Source organism: Sinomicrobium pectinilyticum, from assembly GCF_003725735.1.
GTDB classification, from domain to species: Bacteria; Bacteroidota; Bacteroidia; order Flavobacteriales; family Flavobacteriaceae; genus Sinomicrobium; species Sinomicrobium pectinilyticum.
Map to the genome: position 1 here is coordinate 30,486 of NZ_RJTM01000029.1, position 20,399 is coordinate 50,884.

The 20,399-nt window shown below is 43.5% G+C and carries 10 protein-coding genes; 1 reads left to right on the plus strand and 9 read right to left on the minus strand.

Translation table 11 applies throughout. The features are described from left to right. Positions 1-38: 38 nt before the first annotated feature. The 9 genes from ED312_RS05490 to ED312_RS05535 form a co-directional block, all read right to left on the minus strand. On the minus strand, positions 39-2,435 hold the full coding sequence (locus ED312_RS05490) for an ABC transporter permease (RefSeq protein WP_123215007.1): 2,397 nt from the start codon (positions 2,433-2,435) through the stop codon (positions 39-41). Between the two features lie 267 nt (positions 2,436-2,702). Then, complete coding sequence (locus tag ED312_RS05500; RefSeq protein ID WP_123215009.1) at positions 2,703-5,117, minus strand: ABC transporter permease; 2,415 nt, start codon at positions 5,115-5,117, stop codon at positions 2,703-2,705. A gap of 275 nt (positions 5,118-5,392) precedes the next feature. Beyond that, on the minus strand, positions 5,393-7,792 hold the full coding sequence (locus ED312_RS05505) for an ABC transporter permease (RefSeq protein ID WP_123215010.1): 2,400 nt from the start codon (positions 7,790-7,792) through the stop codon (positions 5,393-5,395). Between the two features lie 11 nt (positions 7,793-7,803). Next, a complete protein-coding gene (locus ED312_RS05510) occupies positions 7,804-10,167 on the minus strand; it encodes an ABC transporter permease (protein ID WP_123215011.1) in 2,364 nt (787 codons plus the stop codon). A 237-nt stretch (positions 10,168-10,404) separates the two neighbouring features. Continuing rightward, positions 10,405-12,750 (minus strand): ABC transporter permease, encoded by a 2,346-nt coding sequence (locus ED312_RS05515; protein ID WP_123215012.1) that lies wholly within the window; start codon positions 12,748-12,750, stop codon positions 10,405-10,407. An 11-nt stretch (positions 12,751-12,761) separates the two neighbouring features. Continuing rightward, positions 12,762-15,194: an ABC transporter permease gene (locus ED312_RS05520; protein WP_123215013.1), complete on the minus strand. Its 2,433-nt coding sequence runs from the start codon at positions 15,192-15,194 to the stop codon at positions 12,762-12,764. Between the two features lie 11 nt (positions 15,195-15,205). Further along, positions 15,206-17,650, minus strand: a complete 2,445-nt coding sequence (locus tag ED312_RS05525; protein WP_123215014.1) for an ABC transporter permease — start codon at positions 17,648-17,650, stop codon at positions 15,206-15,208. A 37-nt stretch (positions 17,651-17,687) separates the two neighbouring features. Then, a complete protein-coding gene (locus ED312_RS05530) occupies positions 17,688-18,365 on the minus strand; it encodes an ABC transporter ATP-binding protein (RefSeq protein ID WP_123215015.1) in 678 nt (225 codons plus the stop codon). Positions 18,366-18,499: 134 nt separating this feature from the next. Continuing rightward, positions 18,500-19,750 (minus strand): efflux RND transporter periplasmic adaptor subunit, encoded by a 1,251-nt coding sequence (locus ED312_RS05535; RefSeq protein ID WP_123215016.1) that lies wholly within the window; start codon positions 19,748-19,750, stop codon positions 18,500-18,502. Between the two features lie 252 nt (positions 19,751-20,002). On the opposite strand from ED312_RS05535, the gene ED312_RS05540 reads away from it, so the two are divergent. Beyond that, on the plus strand, positions 20,003-20,398 hold the full coding sequence (locus ED312_RS05540) for a four helix bundle protein (protein ID WP_123215163.1): 396 nt from the start codon (positions 20,003-20,005) through the stop codon (positions 20,396-20,398). Position 20,399: the final 1 nt, after the last annotated feature.

Sequence of the window (20,399 nt, forward strand, 5' to 3'; positions counted from 1 at the left end):
TACGGGCAGTTTTGAGGTTGTCCGTTCCGGTATAATTGTTAATCTGTTTTCAGGGTTTTTACAGGGTTCAGTAAAGCCGCTTTTACGGACTGGAAGCTTACGGTAACCAGGGTGATGATAACAGCTCCGAGAGCGGTTACGGCAAACATCCACCATTGTATTTCTATCCGGTAGGCAAAATCGAGCAGCCAATTGTACATGGCCCACCATGCCAGGGGGGAGGCGATGAGAAAGGCTACTCCTACCAGTTTTATAAAATATATCGAAAGCAGGTGTACAATACCGGTTACCGGAGCGCCGAGTACTTTGCGTATACCAATCTCTTTGGTACGCTGTCTTATTGTGTAGGCCGAGAGGCCGAAGAGACCAAGACAGGCCAGCAGGATGGTGATAGCTGAAAATATACTCAATATTTTACCGATACGCATTTCACCGGTATAGAGTTTTGAAAAAGCGTCATCCATAAAGCGATACTCAAAAGGGCGGTGCGAAGCTGTTTGCTGCCATTTTTTCTCAAGAAAAGCCAAAGTCTCGGGGAGATGGCGTCCCGAAGTTTTGACAATGAGATGCGCTCCCCAGTTTTCAGGAAAAAGAACCAGGGGTTGAATTGGTGTATGTAGGGAGGCAAAGTGAAAGTCGCGAACAATTCCTTTTATTTCGCCTGTTCTTCCCCCGAGAAACATTTTTTTCTCGATAGCTTCATCCGGGCCCCATCCCAGTGTTGCTAATGCGGACTCGTTAAGGATAAAGTGAAAATAATTGTCTTTATCATTTCCATGCGATGCATCGCGGACATCCTGTTCGGTCAGGTCCTGCCCGGCTATCAGTTGCAGGCCGTTTGCACGGAGGTATTCTTCGTCAATGACATTGCCGCCAACCATAATGGATTGTTCGTAAGGTGTGGTGTTTCCCCATAGCGAATATCCGCCCCGGATATGTGTTGGTAATTCTCCTGCCATGGATACAGCAAGAATATTCGGATTTTGTTTCCATTCTTTTTTAATGAAATCCAGTTTGTCTTTTATTTTATTGTCCATAGGAAGGACAAGGACATGGTCACGGTCGTATCCCAGTTTTTTGTTGCGGATATAGTGTAACTGGCTTTGCATGACCATTGTGGCGATGATAAGGAAGGTGGAAATGACGAACTGGAACACAATAAGGCTCCCTTTAAACCAGGTACCGGCAGCGGAGCGGTGGAAAGCGCCTTTGAGCACTTTTACCGATTTGAACCCGGAGAGCACAAAAGCAGGATAACTCCCGGCGAGGAAGGAGATGCTGACCAATATAACAAGCATGCCTGACAAAATTCCGGGGTGTAAAATACCGGAAGGCGAGAGGGATTTTCCTATAAGATCATTAAAGGCGGGAAGCAGTAATAAAGTGATGCCGATACTCAGTACTATGGCAAAAGCGGTAAGTAAAGCGGATTCACCTATAAACTGCCAGAAGATCTGGTTGCGATAAGCCCCGGTTACTTTCCGCATGCCCACTTCGCGGGCACGTTCGAGGGAACGTGCCGTACTGATATTGACATAGGTAAAGCATGCAATAACAAGGATGAGCAAGGCCACACAACCGGAAATATACAGGTATTTGATATTGGTGTTAGGCTCAAAACTATCGTAAGGAGAGTGGAGGTGTATCTGGTTGTAGGGTTCAAGCTCGTAATTGACATAGATGTCCCTTTCACCTTCCGCCGCCATTTCCCCGGCCATAAAAGGTGCTATTTTGGGTTGCAGGGAATGTATGGATCCGGGGGACCGGAGAAGGAGATAGGTGGTGTAATTGGCGCTCCAATAGATAGGTTCGGTCCGGGCCGCCTGCCGACTGGCAAAAGAAGCGAGAAAATCGAACTGTATCTGGGAATTGACCGGGCAATCGGCTGCAATCCCGGTAATGAGATAATCCTTTTCACCGGCTCCTATCCGGAGGGTTTGCCCGATAGGATCTTTATCCCCGAAATACTTTTTGGCCGTGGTAAAAGAAAGAACAATTTTGTACGGGGCGTTCAGCGCTTCCGTAGCACTGCCCTTCAGCAAAGGAAAGGAGAACATTTTAAAGAAGGCGGAGTCTGCATAGAGGAAACGGGTTTCATTAAAAGCATGTTCCCCTTTTTTTACCAGGGTCGGCTCCTGGTACATCCGCACACCATCCTCCACTTCAGGAAAGTTACTTTTCATGGCGGTCAGGACCTTGGTGCCGGTAAAATTTCCTTTTTTAACATCGTCTTTAGTGCGTCCGTATGCCATAATAGCCCGGACAATACGATCGCCATTTTCCTGGAATTTATCGTAACTCAGTTCGTGTTGTATGTACAGGATCATTAACAGACAGCAGGTAATACCGGTAACCAGACCAATGATATGTATAGCAGAAACCGTCTTGTTCTTCCAGAGGTTCCGGAAGGCTATTTTGAGATAATTTTTGATCATAGCAGCTCTTAGTTGTTTAGTTCGGAGTTTTGGAGTATCGTTTTCCAAATCTCAGAATGTTTGTTTATAATTTGGCCGGGGCTTCGGTACATCCCGAACGGAGTTCGGGACACTCAGCCGCCTTTGTTCTGGCTTGTAAAACCACCCTTTGGCTACGCTCAGGGACTGCAACTTGCAACTTGTAGCCTGTAACTTTTTTCAACCCGTCCCTCTTTGTGAAACTCCATGTTTCTTTGTGCATCTTTGTGTCATAACTTCCCAACTCCTTCACTCTGTTTTTAACGATTTCACCGGGTTTGCCATAGCGGCTCGGATGGTACGGATACTTAGAGTGGCAAATGCAATCAATACGGTAATTACGCCGGCTACCACAAAAAACCAGATGCTGAGATTTATGCGGTAGGAGTAATTTTGCAACCATTTATACATTAACCACCAGGCAATCGGTGCAGCGATCAGGAAGGCCACGATCACCAACCTGATAAAGTCCTTACTCAAAAGGATAGTTATGGAGGATATGCTTGCTCCTACTACTTTTCTGATTCCAACCTCTTTGGTCCGCTGGGCTATGGTAAGCAGGGAAATGGCAAAAATACCCATGCAGCTTAAGAGAATGGCAATAATGGATCCGCACGTAATAAGAGTAGTCATGGTTTTTTCCCTATCGAGAGTCCTGTTTATGTTTTCGTCGAGATAGGAACCGAGAAATTCGGCATTGGGTTCTGCTTTTTTCCAGGCTTCTTTTACTACAGACAGTGATTGTGCCAGGTTAGCCGAATTAACTTTTATATAAGCATAGTCCAATTGCTTGTCGCGATTGAAAAATAAAGTAATTGGTTCAATAGCCTGGTCGAGATCCCTGAAATGGAAATCCTTTATAATTCCTATTACCGTGTGCTGTTTGGAGTCCAATAGGCTAAGCGGGGTGTTCAGTATATTTTGTCCTCCCAGTTCTTTTGCGAGGGATTCGTTAATAATCACGGACAGGCTGTCACGGGAGAAATTTCTATCAAAAGATCTGCCGGCAACCAGGGAAATTCCCAATGTTTTCAGGTAATCGTAATCAACGACCAGCATATTGGTATTGACTCCTTTTCCCTTGTAATCAAAATCAAATGCGCTTGTACTCCGGCTGCCATCCCTTCCAAGCCCTAGGTTGTTATCGGCGGCAGTAATGCTTTGTACTTCGGGGATCGGTAGTAGTTCATTTCTGAGAAGATCGAGTACAAGTTGAGAATCCTTTTTTCCGTTTAAGGGGAGAGAAATGACCTGCTCTTTATTAAACCCTAGGTCTTTTCCCTGCATGTATTGCAGTTGACTGTATAAAGTTATAGTACAGCTTATTAATAGAATGGCAATACTGAACTGTACAACAACCAGCAGGTTTCTCAAGCGGTTTTTACCCTGGACTTTCAATGTTCCTTTCAGGGTCTGTACGGTATTGAGTTTGCTGAGACGGAAGGCAGGATACCCTCCTCCAAGCAGGGTAACTATTAATAGTACAATGAAAGTCCCCCACAGGAATACCGGGGTGTTCATATCGGAAAAAACAGCCCCGGTGCGGAAAAGTGTTTTAAAACCAGGGAGCAGGGCTTTACTCAGAAGTATTCCTGTTACGATCGAAATTGCGAATACGATAATGCTTTCACACCAGAACTGGAAAAATAACTGCTTCTTTGCGGCTCCCAACGTTTTTCTTACCCCGATCTCCCGAAGCCTTTTTATATTGATACCGACACTCATATTGATAAAATTCACACAAGCAATGAAAAGGATAAGTAATGAAATGCCAATAATCAGGAAAGGAAAGGTCTTGCCGCCCGTAATCCGCCCGTTGATTTGACGTATAAAGTGCCAGTCTTTAAAGGGGAACAGATTCAATTGAATGTATTGTCCGTTGGCATCTGCCTGTGCTCCGTCGCGTTTATCTTTTTTAATGTCGTCTTCAAAATACCGATTGCTGAATGCCCGGGTATTCTTTTGGAATGTTTCCACCGAGACCCCTTCCTGTAGCGTAAGAAAGACCTCGTGATTGCGGTAATCCCATTGTCCTTTTTGACGACTGTATGCGGGGTTATTAACAAAATTGACAATAATATCGAAATGGAAACTGCTTTGTCTCGGAATATCTTCAAGCACCGTAGCAACGGTAAAGGGAGTTTCTACTCCGTTGAGCATTAACATTATATTTTTTCCTATGGCCGTATCATCCCCGAACATGATTTTTGCGATTTTTTGTGTAATGATTATGTTCTGACCTGATTGAAGTGCCTGGCGGGCATCTCCTGCAATGGAAGGAAAAGAGAAAACAGAAAAGAAATCGGGATCAGTATAAAGAATATCGAGATTGATTTCCTTTTCCCCGAATATTCCTATTATACCGGACTGCAAATGTCTTGTAATGGAGGCTATCCCCGGAATTTCCTCTTTTAGCGCTGGAGTGAGGGGTTCCGGATTGGATATACTGCTTTCAGGTCCTTTCGGTGTCTGTTCCGTGCGATAGAGAAGATAGGTGCGGTCCAGGTTGTTATGAAAACTGTCAAAATTCAGATGAAAAATGGCTGTCATGCTCAAAAGTATGGCAATGGCAAAAGCAATGGATAGCCCCACAGTATTTAATACGGTAAACATTCTGTGTTTCCAGAGATTCCTGAACGCTATCTTTAAATAATTTCTGATCATAGTTTCTTAGTTATTGGTCCAGAGTTTTAGAGGGTTGTTTCCACATTTCCGAATGTTTGTTTATAATTTGGCCAGGGCTTCGGTACACCCCGAACGGAGTTCGGGACACTCAGCCGCCTTTGTTCTGGCTTGTAAACCGCCCTTTGGCTGTACTCAGGGACTGCAACTTGCAACCTGTAACCTGTAACTTTTTGTAACCTGCAACCACTTTCTCTGTGAAACTCCGTGTTTCTTTGTGCATCTCTGTGTCATAACTTTTCAGCTCTCAAACTCTATCACTCTGTTTTCAGTGATTTCACAGGGTTAGCCATGGCGGTTTTTATGGCCTGGAAACTTACGGTTAACATTGCTATGATCAATGCCCCGGCTCCAGCCACTAAGAATACCCAGGATGAAATATTGATGCGATATGCATATTTCTGAATCCATGAAGACATAAAATAGTATGCTAAAGGCGAAGCCAGAAAGAGCGAAATAACTATTAAAAGCATAAAATCTTTGGAGAGCAGGAGCCACAGGTTGGCTACGGTAGCCCCTAATACCTTTCTAATTCCCAACTCTTTGGTGCGCTGTTCGGCAATAAATGAAGCCAAACCGAACAAACCGAGACAGCTGATAAAAATGGCTAAGCCGGTAAATATACCAGCCAAGCCGGCGATCCGTTCTTCCGAAGCAAATTTCTCGGCATATTTTTCATCTATGAACTGGTATTGGAAGGGGAGGTGCGGGAATTGTTTTTTAAATACCTTTTCTAAGGTTGCTAAATTTTCGCTGATACTGTTATCCGGATTTAGCCTAAGATTGTAATAGCTTGCAGATTCATACTTGTCAAAGGCATAGACTGTCTGCTTTACAGGCTCGTAAGGTGATTGCATGATCATATCTTCAACGACTCCGATAATCTGTAGTGGCAATTCGGGATCATCGGCATCGGTATCTCTTAAATACTTGCCAACAGGATCTTTGAGTCCCATATATTGTGCGGCGGTCCTATTTATGATTACTGCATTAGTATCTGAAGGGAACTCCCTGGAAAAATCCCTGCCGGAGATAAATTTGAGGTCGAGTGATTTTGCATAATCATACGAAACATTTGTCCAGGCAAAATCTTCCTGAAAACCTTCGGCTTTGCCATCCCATGTATACCCCGATCGATTAGACCATACGGAAGTTGTAGGACTGCTTGAGGAAGACATTTCAACAGCAGCACCAGAGCCAAGAAAGGTATTACGCATCAATTCGTATTTGCCTATGTAATCGGAGCTCATCACAGGTATTTGTATCAGACCGGCTTTGTCATACCCGGAAGGCCGGTCCTTGGTATATTGTATTTGTTTTTGAATGATTAGGGTACCGATAATGAGTACTATGGAAACAGTAAACTGAACTACAACAAGGACCTTTCTCGGGACTGTGGAGAATCTCCCCGTCCGAAATGTCCCTTTTAGTACTTTGACCGGTCGGAAAGAAGATAAATACAGTGCCGGATAACTTCCGGCCAATAAGGCCGTAAGCAAAATAAGGAATGTAGAACTTATCCAGAACGTTGCATTATTCCATGGAAAAATAATTTCCTTTCTCGCCAGATCATTGAAACTGCCCAGCAATAACAGTATTATAACTAAAGCAATCATAAAAGCAATGACCACGACTAAAAAAGATTCACTTAAAAACTGGCTGATAAGCTGGCTTCTCACAGAACCGATCGTTTTCCGGATACCTACTTCCCTGGCTCTTTTTTCCGAACGGGCGGTGCTCATGTTCATGAAATTTATACAAGCCAAAAGCAATACAAAAATTCCTATAGTTCCGAATAGCCAAACGTATTCTATCCTTCCGCCTACTTGTTTGCCATTCTCGAAATTAGATCGCAGATGCCAGTCTTTCATAGGTAATAGCATGAATTCGGGATTGAATGGCCTGGTTTCTGCCGAAGCATTTTTCTTAACATCCTTTATGACAGAAGATACTTTTTTCATGGATGTATTATCCGCAATTTGAACAAAGAGCTGGAATGAGTTATTTCCCCAATTGTCAGCAGATTCCTTTACCCAATTCTGTGTAGTGATAAAATGCTTCCATGGCATGATAAAATCGGTATTGTCGAAACCATTATTATAAGGAATGTCATTATAAATACCTGTTACCTTCATTTGGTCCTGGCTTCCTACTTCCACGATTTTCCCAATGGGGTCTTCAGCTCCGAAAAGGGCTTTGGCACAAGAGGCAGAAAGCATGATGGAATTTTTTTCCTGTAAGCCGTTTGTCTCACCTTTCAGGATATCTAGCCATAACATTTCAGGAGCATTCTCCTGCATAAAATAGCCTCTTTTTGAAATGTTTGTTTCACCATATCTGAGATATTTTTCCTGTGTTCCGGAGGACATTACTATATGCTTGAAATAATCCCTGTAGTTGTTACGTAAAACCATTTCCAATGGCCTCGGAATAACCGGAACGGTATGGATTTCATTATTGAATGTCTGATTTTGAAACACCTGTGCAATTTGCTCACGATCTTTAAAATAATTGTTATAGTCCAGCTCATCTTTTATCCAAAGCCCGATCATTATGGCTACAGCCATACCCAGGGCAAGTCCGAAAATATTCAGGAAAGAATATGTTTTGTGATTCCACAGATTCCTCCACGCTATTTTGAAATAGTTTTTAATCATGATTTTTCAAGTTATTCTGTTTTTAATGATTTCACAGGATTGGCCATTGCCGCTTTTACCGCCTGGAAGCTCACCGTACACAAGGCAATGCCGATAGCTGCCATTCCTGCTATAGCAAATACCCACCAGGAAATTTCAATCCGGTAGGCATATCCCGTTAGCCAGTGTTGTATAATCCACCAGGCGATGGGTATGGCAATGCCAATGGCTATAAAAACCAACTTTAAAAAGTCTGTGGATAATAACTGAACGATCCGCTTTACATTAGCCCCCAATACTTTCCTGATACCGATCTCCTTTTGCCGCTGTTCTGCGGTGTATGCTGCCAGGCCAAAAAGCCCGAGACAGGAGATTAAAATGGCCAGGAAGGCAAATACACGCGATAATTTTCCGATAAGCATTTCACTTGTAAACCTGGCATTGAAATCGTCATCCACAAAACTGTATTCAAAAGGATAGGCAGGGTTGTGTTTTTTCATTATGGCCTGTAAACTGCTGAGGGTTTCTTGGATATTAGCGTTGACAGACATTCGGATATACATATAAAAGGCATAATCCGGTTCGTTGAGAAAAAATATGACCGGGTCGCTGTTGCCGTACATATCTCCATAAACAAAATCCCGGACCACGCCCAATACCTCGAAATCTTTTTCAAATAACCGTATGTCTTTCCCTACTGCAGTTTCGGCCCCCATGAGTTTAGCCAGCGACTGTGTGATAAGGATACGGGTGCTGTCTCCTGGGTGGTTTAGGCGAAAGTCTCTTCCTTCAATGATTTCCATTCCGGCGGTGGAAATAAATTCGGGACTGATATACCTGTAAGAGATCAGTATGTCGCTGCCACTTTCGTCCATACCTTTCCAGGTAGCCCCGGAACCGTTATTGCCTATAGAAAGGGTCTCATAACTGTTCAGGGCCACATTTTCCACCATTCCTGTATTGAGCATATCCTGTTTAATGCTGTTAAACTTCTTTTCCATATCACCGCGGACCTTCATAGTGATCAAATGGTCCTTGTTATATCCCAATTTCCGATTTTTTACATGCTGGACCTGTTGGTATACTATAATGGTACTGATGATAAGAACAATGGAGACCGTGAATTGGGCGACCACCAATCCCTTGCGGATAAAAACGGCGCTTCCCTTTGCAGATCTTATTTCTTTGAGGACTGCCGCCGGTTTAAAAGAAGACAGGTACAGGGCAGGATAACAACCGGAAAAAATACCACAGAACAAGGTGATGAGTAGCAACACGAGGAGATGTAAAGGTTTGCCGAGGTCCATGACGAGCTGTTTTTCAACCATCAGGTTGAATTGAGGCAATGCCAGTTGCATTAACAATACACTGATAACAACGGCAAGAAAGGCCATGACCATGGCTTCTGTAATAAATTGTATGACCAGTTTCTTCTTTTCGGCTCCTAATACCTTTCGGACACCCACTTCATTGGCCCTTTTTTCGCTTCGGGCAGTGGCCAGGTTCATGAAGTTAATACAGGCAATGAGTAATATGATCCATGCGATACCTGTAAAGAGGCGAACGTAAATGATACGCCCACCAGTTTGCTTGCCATTTTCAAACCGGCCTCGCAAACGCCAGTCTTTCATGGCAAATAAAAATGCGGATGTCTGGTTGTCATAACCTATTTTTTCCTGTATGAATCCATTGAGTTTTTTATTAATAACCTCCACATCGGCATCTTCGGATAATTCCACATAGGTATCCATAGAATTACTCCCCCATTGATGCATCCAGTCTTTATATTTGGCAAAGGGTTCGTAAGCAGCGATCCATTCATAATTTAATGTGACGTTTTGAGGTTGGTCCTTTATCACTCCTGTTATAACATATTCGCGCGTATTGTCGAGTTTTAATGTTTTTCCGATCACATTGGTGTCATTACCAAAAAACTGCTTTACCATTTTCCGGCTGATCAGAATACTGTTGATATCTTTAAATGCTGAGGCGGCATTACCCTGTAAAAATTGTAAACTGAAAATATCTGTAAAATCGGGATCAGCATATATCCCTTTTTCATAAATCGAATTATCTCCGAGACTGAACAAATGTTCTCTCGGAACTACCCTGGAAACGCGTTTTATCCCCGGGATTTCTTCTTTAAGAGCAGGAGCGAGAGGCCCGGGTGTGGAATTGAAGGTACGCCATACCCCGTCATATTTTTGGTTGGTGGGGATATAATATATCCGGTCCTTATTGGGATATATGGAATCAAAATTAACCTCGTCTTCCACCCAGAGAAATATAAGCCCGGCACAGGCAATACCGATGGCCAGCCCAAAGATATTGAGGAAGCTGTAAGTTTTGTTGCCCCATAAATTTCGCCATGCTATTTTAAAATAATTTTTGATCATGGTTTAGTTGTTAGTTTTTTAGTTTGGGAGTTGTGGAGTTTGTTCTCCCAGGATTTCCCAACTTTATAATCTATTAGCTGTACAGCGGTAAAACCGTACACGGAACTTAATGTCTTTTTTCAATAACTCCTCAACTCCAAAATTCATCTCTTCTTAATTGTCAGGCTAACCGGTTGTTGTGCTAAGTAACCGGCTAACCCAACAGGTTTTTAAACCTAATTAACTAAACTAAATTCTTCATTCGCTCCGTAAACTTTTTACCGGGTTGGCGGTTGCGGCTTTTATGGACTGCCCGCTCACCGTTATCCATGCTATGAGTATTGCGACAGATCCGGCAAGGATAAACATCCACCATTGCAATTCAATACTATAGGCAAAGCTGTTCAGCCATCGATGCATTGTATACCATGCAACCGGTGAGGCGATTACAATAGAAATAAGTACTAGCCTGGTAAAGTTTCCGGACAATAAGGTGACGATATTGGTTACGGAAGCACCGAGAACTTTCCGGATACCGATCTCTTTGGTGCGCTGTTCGGCAGTAAAGGCCGCCAGGGCCAATAGTCCCATAACGGAGATCACCATGGCCAGGATACCGAAATACTTGATTAATGTACTGATCATGGTGTCCGTTCTGTATAGTTTTTCGTATTCCGTATCTAAAAAGTGATATTCAAAAGGGTAATTGGGATTGAATTTCCGGGTCAGTTTTTCAAGGTCCTGAATGGCTTGTGCAGTTTTTCCGGCACGGGTCTTTACCAGCATGTGGGAAGAGTTCAAGGGATCCAGACATAGGATCAGGGGAGTTATAGGCATATGTAATGACTGTATGTGAAAATCTTTCATCATACCTATCACCGGAGCTTCTCCGTTCCAGAAACTGATCTGTTGGCCTACCGGGTCTTCCATTCCCATCAATTCTGCCGTTGATTCATTGATAAGGTAGGCCAGGCTATCGGTCCGGAAATCTTTGGAAAAATCCCTTCCTGCGGCGAGCTCAATATTCATGGTTTTTATGAAATCATATCCCACATGCATTACCGATACATTGGTTTGCAGATCCGGATCCTTTCCGGGCCAGGAAAGATCACCGGAAGAGGACCCGATATCAATAGGAAGCATAGCCGAAGTCGTAGCGTTTTCTACGGCCGCAGATCGTAAGACTTCCTGCTTAAAGGGTTCCATCTTGTTGTACAATTCTCCTTCCAGTGGTATGGAAAGGACCCGTTCCCTGTCCAGCCCGAGGTTCTCGGAACGCATGTACTGCATCTGTCCGTTAATAACGATCATGCTGATGATCAGGAAAATCGACAGGGTAAACTGGAACACGACCAATGACTTTCTGAGAAAAGCAGCATTGAAAAATCCCGGTTTCAGTTTGTTCTTTAAATTGTGAATGGGGGATATGGCAGAGAGGTACAGGGCCGGATAACTACCGGACAGGAATCCTGTAATGAGTAATAATGCAATAATACTTGTCAGGGTTGTAGGGTCGGTAATGTCCATTTCTATCGGTCTGCGGACAAACCGGCTAAATGCCGGAAGGGTAAGCTTTACGAGACCAAGGGCCAGGAGCAACCCCAGCAGGCTGGTCAATATCGATTCGCTTATGAATTGTTTAAAGAGGGAGTTTCTGGCTGCTCCAACCACCTTTCGTATTCCTACCTCTTTGGCCCGAAGGGAAGAACGGGCGGTGGCCATATTCATAAAGTTGATGCATGCGATGGCCAGGATAAAGAGGGCTACGATCATAAATATACGTATGTATTCGATCCCTCCGCCGCTGGGTTTGCCGTTTTTGTAATCGGAATATAATCGCACGTTTTTGAGCGGTTGCAGGATGGGGAAAACATCCATATCGGCATATTTCGGATAGATCCCTTTCATATTGGTTTCGGCGTTCTCCGGGGCCGCTTCCGGATGCAGGCGTACATAGGTACGAAGCATCGTATTCCCCCATAGTTGCATCCATTCCTGTTCCGTTTCCTTAAAGTTTACAACCCAGTCCAGCTGTACGGTAGAGTTGGAGGGAATATTTTCGATAACCGCCCCCACGATATAGTCCTTGTCATTGTTGAGCCGTATTGTTTTTCCCAGGGGGGAAATGTCCCGGAAATATTTTTCGGCCACATTCCGGGTTATGACAATGTGGTTCGGAGAGGCAAGGGCATCTTTCGGGTTACCCGCTATTGCCGGAAGCCGGAATACGTCAAAGAAATCATCTGAAGCATAAAGTCCGTTTTCCTTGCCGGCCTTTTCACCGAAGTTAATCAGAAGGTCCCTGTTATACGCAAGCTTGGTAGCAAAAGCGACTTCCGGAACATCTTTTTTCAATGCTTCTGCAAGAGGAGAAGGGGTAAGGGCACTGGTCACAACCTTTCCGTTAAAGTCAGAATTACATCTAACATAATAAATATCTTCATAATCGGGATAAAAACGGTCATAACTCATCTCGTCCTTTACCCAAAACCATATCAGGAGACTGCAGAACATCCCCAGGGCAAGCCCTGATATATTAATTATAGAATAGAACTTATTCTTTTTAAGGTTCCGCCACGCTATTTTAAAATAGTTTCTGATCATAACGGTTCGGTTTATTCGGTTCGCAGGCTTTTTACAGGGTTGGCGGTTGCGGCTTTTAAGGATTGGCCACTTACCGTAAGCAAAGCGATGGTTATTGCAGCTATACCCGCCAGGGCAAACATCCACCATTGCAGTTCTATACGGTAGGCAAAATCTTCCAGCCAGCGTGTCATGGCATACCAGGCGAGGGGAGATGCTATAACAATGGCAATAACTACCAGCTTTATAAAGTCTTTGGAAAGGAGCATAACTACATTGGTCACAGATGCTCCCAGCACTTTACGGATACCTATTTCCTTAGTGCGCTGTTCTGCAGTATAGCTGGCCAGTCCGAAAAGTCCGAGACATGCTATGAATATAGCCAGACATGAAAAAATAGTAAACAGCTTTCTGAACCTGAAGTCTGCCTGGTATTGTCTGTTAAAATCTTCATCGAGGAATTTGTATAAGAACGGGCGATGTGGTACAGTACGGGTCCATACATCCTTTATCTTGGCTATCGTAGCAGGCAGATCACTTGTGGTGACCTTTAGGATCAGATAACGGCATTCCGATGGCGCGAGCCTGAGTGTCAGGGGTTCTATGTTTTGATGTAAGGAAAGGTAATTAAAATCCTTTACTATGCCTATAACTTTTCCCTCTCTTCCCCATTGTTGAAATCTCTTGCCTATAATATCATCAGGATTATTATACCCGTAAAGTCTTGCAGCCGCCTCATTAATTACCAGGGATTGTATGGTATCTACGGGAAAATCGCGGGAATAAGCCCGCCCGGCAACCAGTTCCAGGTCAAAATGAGGAATAAAGTCCACATCTACTTCATAAATTGCAGGTACATTAAGAGCCATAGTTCCTTCCTGCGATTCGATAGTGGTTCCGGCATTCGGGAAATAACTCCCGGGAACACTTCTCGCTGCCGCTACAGAAGATATTTCTGGCAAATTATTAAATGTGGTTTTTAATGTTTCGATCTTATTATTAACCCTGCCATCGTAATTATAATCTATAACAAGCATTTGTTCTCGGTCAAAACCGAGGTCTTTATCTAATAAATACCCCATTTGTGTAAAAACAATACAAGTGCCGATAATCAGGATTATGGAAAGACTAAACTGAAAAATAACCAAGCCTTTTCTCAATTCTGCTCCTTTGGTGCGGGTATTGGATATCCCTTTAAGGATCAGGGCGGGTTTAAAACCGGAAAGGACCATCGCAGGATAAATTCCGGAGATGAGTCCCAGTCCGAATATGATACAAAGATAAACGAGGGCCGACTGCCAGTTGAACAGATCGACACCTCTGAAACTTTTTCCTGTCAGGTCGGTAACAAAAGGCAATGCTATGAAGACAAAAAGCAAGGCTAAAAAAGCGGCAAAAGTCACAATCAAGACAGATTCGCTCAGAAATTGAAAGATCAGGTTTTTTCGGGCAGCGCCAACAGTTTTCCGAATGCCTACCTCCCTGGCCCTTTCTAGGGACCGTGCCGTGGAAAGATTCATAAAATTGATACAGGCAATGGCCAGTATAAATAATCCGATTAAGGAAAAAATATAAATATTGGGCAGGCTTCCCGTATCGCCGGGTTGTCTTCCCGCTTCAGATTTCAGGTATACGTCAGACAAGGGTTCTAATGCAATAGTGTATTTGGAATCGGGGGAAACACCACGTCTGCGGGTTATAAAATCCGGGATCTTTTTTTCAAACGCTTCGATGTTAAAATTTTCGGAAACCAGTAGGTAGGTGTAAAAATCTACATATCCCCACATGTCAAATATATCTTCCCTGGATTTCCGGAAGGTATTCATGGATAAAAGTGCTGGAAAATTAAAATGCGAATTTTCCGGTATATCTTCTATAACACCGGTAACCCTATAACTTCCGGCATTGGCCCTGCCCGGGGCAGACGAGCCTTCGAGCGTTTTTCCAATGGGATTTTCTTCTCCGAAATACTTTTTTGCCGTACTTTCCGGCAATACTATACTATACGGGTCTTCAAGTGCGGTTTTAGGGTTGCCGGCAATGAATTTCCAGCTAAAAAGGTCAAAGACAGTAGCATCGGCAAAGAATATACCCTCTTCCTGAAAATTCTTATCCCCATGCTTCAATAAAATATCGGCTCTGCCCGAAAACTGGACGACTTCTTCTATTTCGGGGAAATCAGCTCTCAAAGCCGGTCCCACAGGTGCATTACCCCAGACAGCAAATTCACCAGGAGCAGGAGGTGCTGTATTTTTGAGGTCTTCACCATAGGTTTCGGCATGGACAACCCGGTATATCCGGTCTGTATTGGTGTGATATTTATCATAAGACAACTCATCCTGAACATACATGGCTATTAATAAGCAACACGCCATCCCTATGCCCAGTCCCAGTATATTAATTGAGGTATATATCTTTTTTTTCCAAAGATTCCGCCACGCTATTTTGAAGTAATTCCTTATCATAACAGTTCGGTTTATTCGGTTCGCAGGCTTTTTGCCGGGTTGGCAGTCGCGGCTTTTATAGATTGTCCGCTTACCGTTATCAGGGCAATAGCCACTGCTATCAGTCCTGCAAGAGCGAACATCCACCATTTTATATATATTCTATATGCAAAACCTTCCAGCCATGAGTTCATGCTCCACCAAGCAATAGGTGAAGCGATGAGAATGGCTATCAACACGGGTTTTATAAAATCTTTTGATAAAAGGGTCACTATACCCCCGGTGGAGGCGCCCAATACTTTGCGGATGCCAATTTCCTTGATTCGTTGTTCTGCAGCATAGGTAGAAAGACCAAGTAGGCCAAGACAGGCAATAAGGATGGCTAACAGGGTCATTATTGTAAAAATGGTTTCTCTTATTCTGTCATGGCGATAGAACAATTGCCATTGTTCATCGAGAAAATGATATTCGAGTTGATGGCCCCGGTCGATCTCATAGAATATTTCCTGCATTTTTTTTAGTGCAGCAAGAACATCCGTATTCCCCTGGGCAAGCCTCACCGTAAAGTAATCTATATTGTGAACCGGATTGTTCTGGGCTCCGATTACCATTGGGGCCAACGGTTCACGAAGCGATTGAAAATTGAAATCACGCACAATACCCACCACCCTGGCAAGGAATGGCTTATCCAGCGGGGAAAAATCACCTCCGAAATTTACGGATGGGATTTCGATAAATTGCCCGGAGGGTTCTACAATATTCAACGCCTCGGCGGCGCTTTCATTGATCAGTACCGACGTGGAATCTGTCGAATGGTCGGGGAGGAAATTTCTTCCCCGTACGAGTTTTATGTCATAGGTTTGTAAAAACTGATCGTCCACTCCCAGGAAAAACATATTTTTTCCCTGTGGAGCCCCGGCATTGTTGTATACAGATACCCTGGGCAGGTTTTTCCACTCCCCCGGAACCCTCGAACTTACGGATACACTGGCAACCTGTGGGAGTTTTGAAAATTCGTTTCTAATGGTTTGCCAGCTGTTCCGGACATCTCCACTGTTAATATCGACTACGACCAACTGATCTTTCCGGAAACCTATGTCCTTGTTGTTGAGGTATTTCATTTGCAGGTAAATCACCATAGTAGCCACGATCATGAAGATAGATACCACAAATTGCAATACAACCAAACTGCGGCGCAGGGAAACTTTCCCTTTGTTCATCTGGTCTTTGTGTTTCATCAGCGAGAGCGGTTTCAAAGCTGCCTGGACCAATGCCGGATATAATCCGGATAACAGTCCTACCACGATGGTAATTAAGCCTATACCTAACAGGATACGATAATCGGTTGCTATTCCGAGTGCCAGTTGCTTTTCTGTGAACGAATTAAACCAGGGTAATGTGATTTTGGTGATAATCAGGGCAAAAATAATGGCGATAACTGTTGTCAAAAATGCTTCGGTGAGAAATTGTCTCGTCAGGTTCTGTCTTGATGCACCTACTACTTTGCGAACAGCGATCTCTTTGGCCCTGTTGGCATATCGTGCGGTGGTCAGGTTCATATAATTGACACAGGCAATAAAAAGCACGAAAAATGCAACAATGGAAAAGACATATATTGTGGTTAGAGAGCCTTTTTTCCCCGAATCACCCTCAATATCTTTAGAATGGAAATGAATATCTGCCAGGGGTTGCAGCGCAAGTTCGGTTTTACCGGGAATACCGGTATCCCGATTTTCTGCTATAAGTGCGGTGATGCCAGCCTCAACTTTTTTAGGGTTGCTCTGGTCTTTCAGTAAAAAATAAGTAGCAAAAGCATCCGAATCCCAGTCTGTGTTTATGAAATTCTTAAATCCGTCGCCTGTCATACTCGATTCGGAAAAAAGCATATTAAATACGATACTCGAATTGCCCGGAAAGTTTTTTAGTACTCCGGTGATCTTAACAGGAATATCATCTACATCGGTCTTTATGGTTTTTCCCAATACATCGGCAGTGCCGAAGAGCCTATGTGCCATTTCCTCCGTCATAACAACGGTATGGGGCTCGGTTAATGCATTAGCCGGGGTTCCCTGCAGGAATTCGAAATCGAAAGCATCGAAAAAATGTGGGTTGCCCAGGGTGATGTATTCGTGAAAAACCAGTGAATTGTCTAAAGTAGAAACATTGGTCCGCCCTAAAGTGATCATCCTGGCCATACCTTGTATTTCAGGAAAATCGATTTTTGCTTTTTCCGAAACCTGGTAACCTGTTCCGGCGATCTTTGTTAATTGGCCGTCCGAATTCGTTTTATGATTTACCGCTCTGTAAATATTGGATGTGTGTTGGTGAAAACGGTCAAAAGTCAGTTCGTCAAAAATATAAAGGGCTATGAGCAAAAAACACGACGTACCGATGGTGAGTCCAAGAATATTGATAAAAGAAAAGAATTTGTTTTCTTTAAGATTCCGCCATGCTATTTTAAAGTAATTCCGGATCATAACTGTTTTTTGATTGATGGATGTGTTTTTATTCGTTTTACACCAGGATATTCTCCGTTACTTTTTGCCCGTCCAGCATCCGTATGATGCGATGGCTGAACTTGGCATCGTGTTCGCTGTGCGTTACCATAACAATGGTCGTTCCCTGCTGGTTGAGTTCCGTAAGGAGGTCCATGACCTCGTTACCGTTGCTGCTATCGAGGTTTCCCGTCGGCTCATCGGCAAGGATGAGTTTGGGATTGTTCACTACAGCACGGGCAACGGCAACCCTTTGCTGCTGTCCGCCGGAAAGCTGTTGCGGGAAGTGATTTTTCCGGTGCATGATCTGCATTTTTTCCAGGACTTCGTGTACCCTTTCCTTGCGGTCTGCGGCTTTTACTCCCGTATAAATGAGCGGCAGTTCCACATTTTCAAATACGGTAAGTTCATCGATGAGGTTAAAACTCTGAAATACAAAACCTATGTTGTGCTTGCGAAGGTTGGCCCGTTTTCGTTCGTTAAAACCTGAAACTTCGATACCATTGAAGATAAAGCTTCCCCCGTCCGGGTCATCGAGCAACCCCAGGATATTCAGCAGGGTCGACTTTCCGCAGCCGGAAGGCCCCATAACCGCCACAAATTCTCCTTCCTTTACATCAAAGGAAAGCTTGTTAAGCGCAACCGTTTGTACCTCTTCCGTGCGGTAAAACTTTTCTAAGTCGGTAATTTTTATCATGGATGTTTGTTTTTGTCTTTTTTAAGATTGTGTTTTACTGCTGTAACACCCCCCTCCCCCCCCTCAAGGGGGGATATCTACCTCTCTTTGAGAGGAACTTTTTCCCCCCTTGAGGGGGGCAGGGGGGGTGTCCCCTAATTCAAAATCAATTCCTGTATATCTCCAAAGTTATCATATCCGGAGGTAACGACCTTATCTCCGGGCTGCAGGCCTTCCAGAACTTCATAATACTCGGTGTTCTGGCTGCCGAGCCGTATTTCCTGCTTATAGGCACTCTTGCCGTCTTCACTTACCTTGAATACCCAGTTACCACCGGTTTTCTGGAAAAATCCGCCTTTGGCCAGGAGCAATGCTTCTTTTTCCTGGCTGAGCGCCAGGCGAATCTGTAATGTTTGTCCGCGGCGTATACCTTCCGGTACATCTCCTTCAAAGTGCATGTCTACCTGAAAACGACCATTGGTAACCTGGGTGTATACTTTTTTAATGACCAGGGTATAGGTTTCGTTTTTAAAGGTAAAGGAGCCGGATTGCCCGTTGTATATCCTTGAAATATAATGTTCGTCGATGTCTGCCCGTACTTTAAAACCGCTGAGCACATCTATCTGTCCCAGTCGTTCTCCCTTGGTTTTGGATTGTCCTATTTCGGCATCGAGAGAGGTTAATTGCCCGTCTACGGGTGCCCTTACCACCAGGTCCCCCACTTTTTTACGCATCAGATCGAGGGCGTTCCGGGTTCTGTTATACGAACTTTCTGCCTGGTCCAGTTCCTGCCGGGAGGCCATAGAATCCTGTTTAACTACTTCTTCGGCCAGTTTCATTCGTTCCTTCTGGTAGTTGTAATTGTTTTCCGATTCCAGCAATTCCTGTTTGCCAACAGCCTTTTCGTCAAAAAGCCTTTTATTTAGTTCGTATATCCTTTTGGCTTCGATAAGGCTGTTTTCCACATCTGTTAATTGATTGAGCCTGTTTATAGTATTTTGCCTGGCAGCATTTTGTTGTATCTGCATTTGGGTAAGCAGGTTATATACGGCTGTTTCCTGGTTTACCAGACTGAGTTCCAAATCCGTATTGGATAACCGGAGAATAGGGTCACCTGCTTTCATCACGGCTCCGTCTTCCACAAATTTTTCTTCTACCCGTCCGCCTTCCACGGCGTCCAGGTAAATGGTGGTAATAGGGAGTACGATACCGTTAACGGGAATATTTTCCTGGAAAACGCCCTGTTTTACTTCACTTATGGTTATGCGTTCGGTGTCTACATTGAGTTTGGACCCTCCTGAAGAAGAGATAATTGTGAAAATAATAAGAGATAAGAGTAAAACACCCCCGACCAGCATGATAATGCGGGAAGTGGTAAAACGTTTCTTTTTAATCGGAATATCCATAAAGTGCAATTTGTCGAGTATTATATCATTATCGTGCCAAAAGTCTAAAATACTGTTTTATAGTGGTTTGATTGATTTTCTACTGAGAAAAGTGTTCGGTTTCGATACACTTTATGTTCGCTGGTAATACACTTTTGTACTTGGGGAAATTAGGATCGGTACTTTTTTTATTAAAAGGGATTATATTGTAATATTGTAGAGATGAGTTGCAGGTTTCAGGTTGCAGGTTGGTTTGATCAGATACAGAATATAATGGCCAGTATTAAAAGATTTGAAGATTTAGAGGTATGGCAGCTTGCCAGGGGAATCTGTAAAGATATTTGGAACCTTATAGAGTCAACACCACTAAAAAACGATTATAAATTAAGAGAGCAGATGAATGGCTCTTCGGGATCCATAATGGACAATATAGCAGAAGGGTATGAACGTGATGGAAATAAAGAATTCATTCATTTTCTCAGTATTTCAAAGGCTTCCTGTGGAGAGCTACATTCTCAATTATACAGATGTCTGGACCGAAATCATATTAATTCAGAAACTTTTGAAAGAACGTACGATAAGTTAGTTTTGACCAGCAAAAAAATAAAGTATTTTATGACCTATTTACAGAAATCAAACAGAAAAGGCTCTAAATATAATTACGATTAAA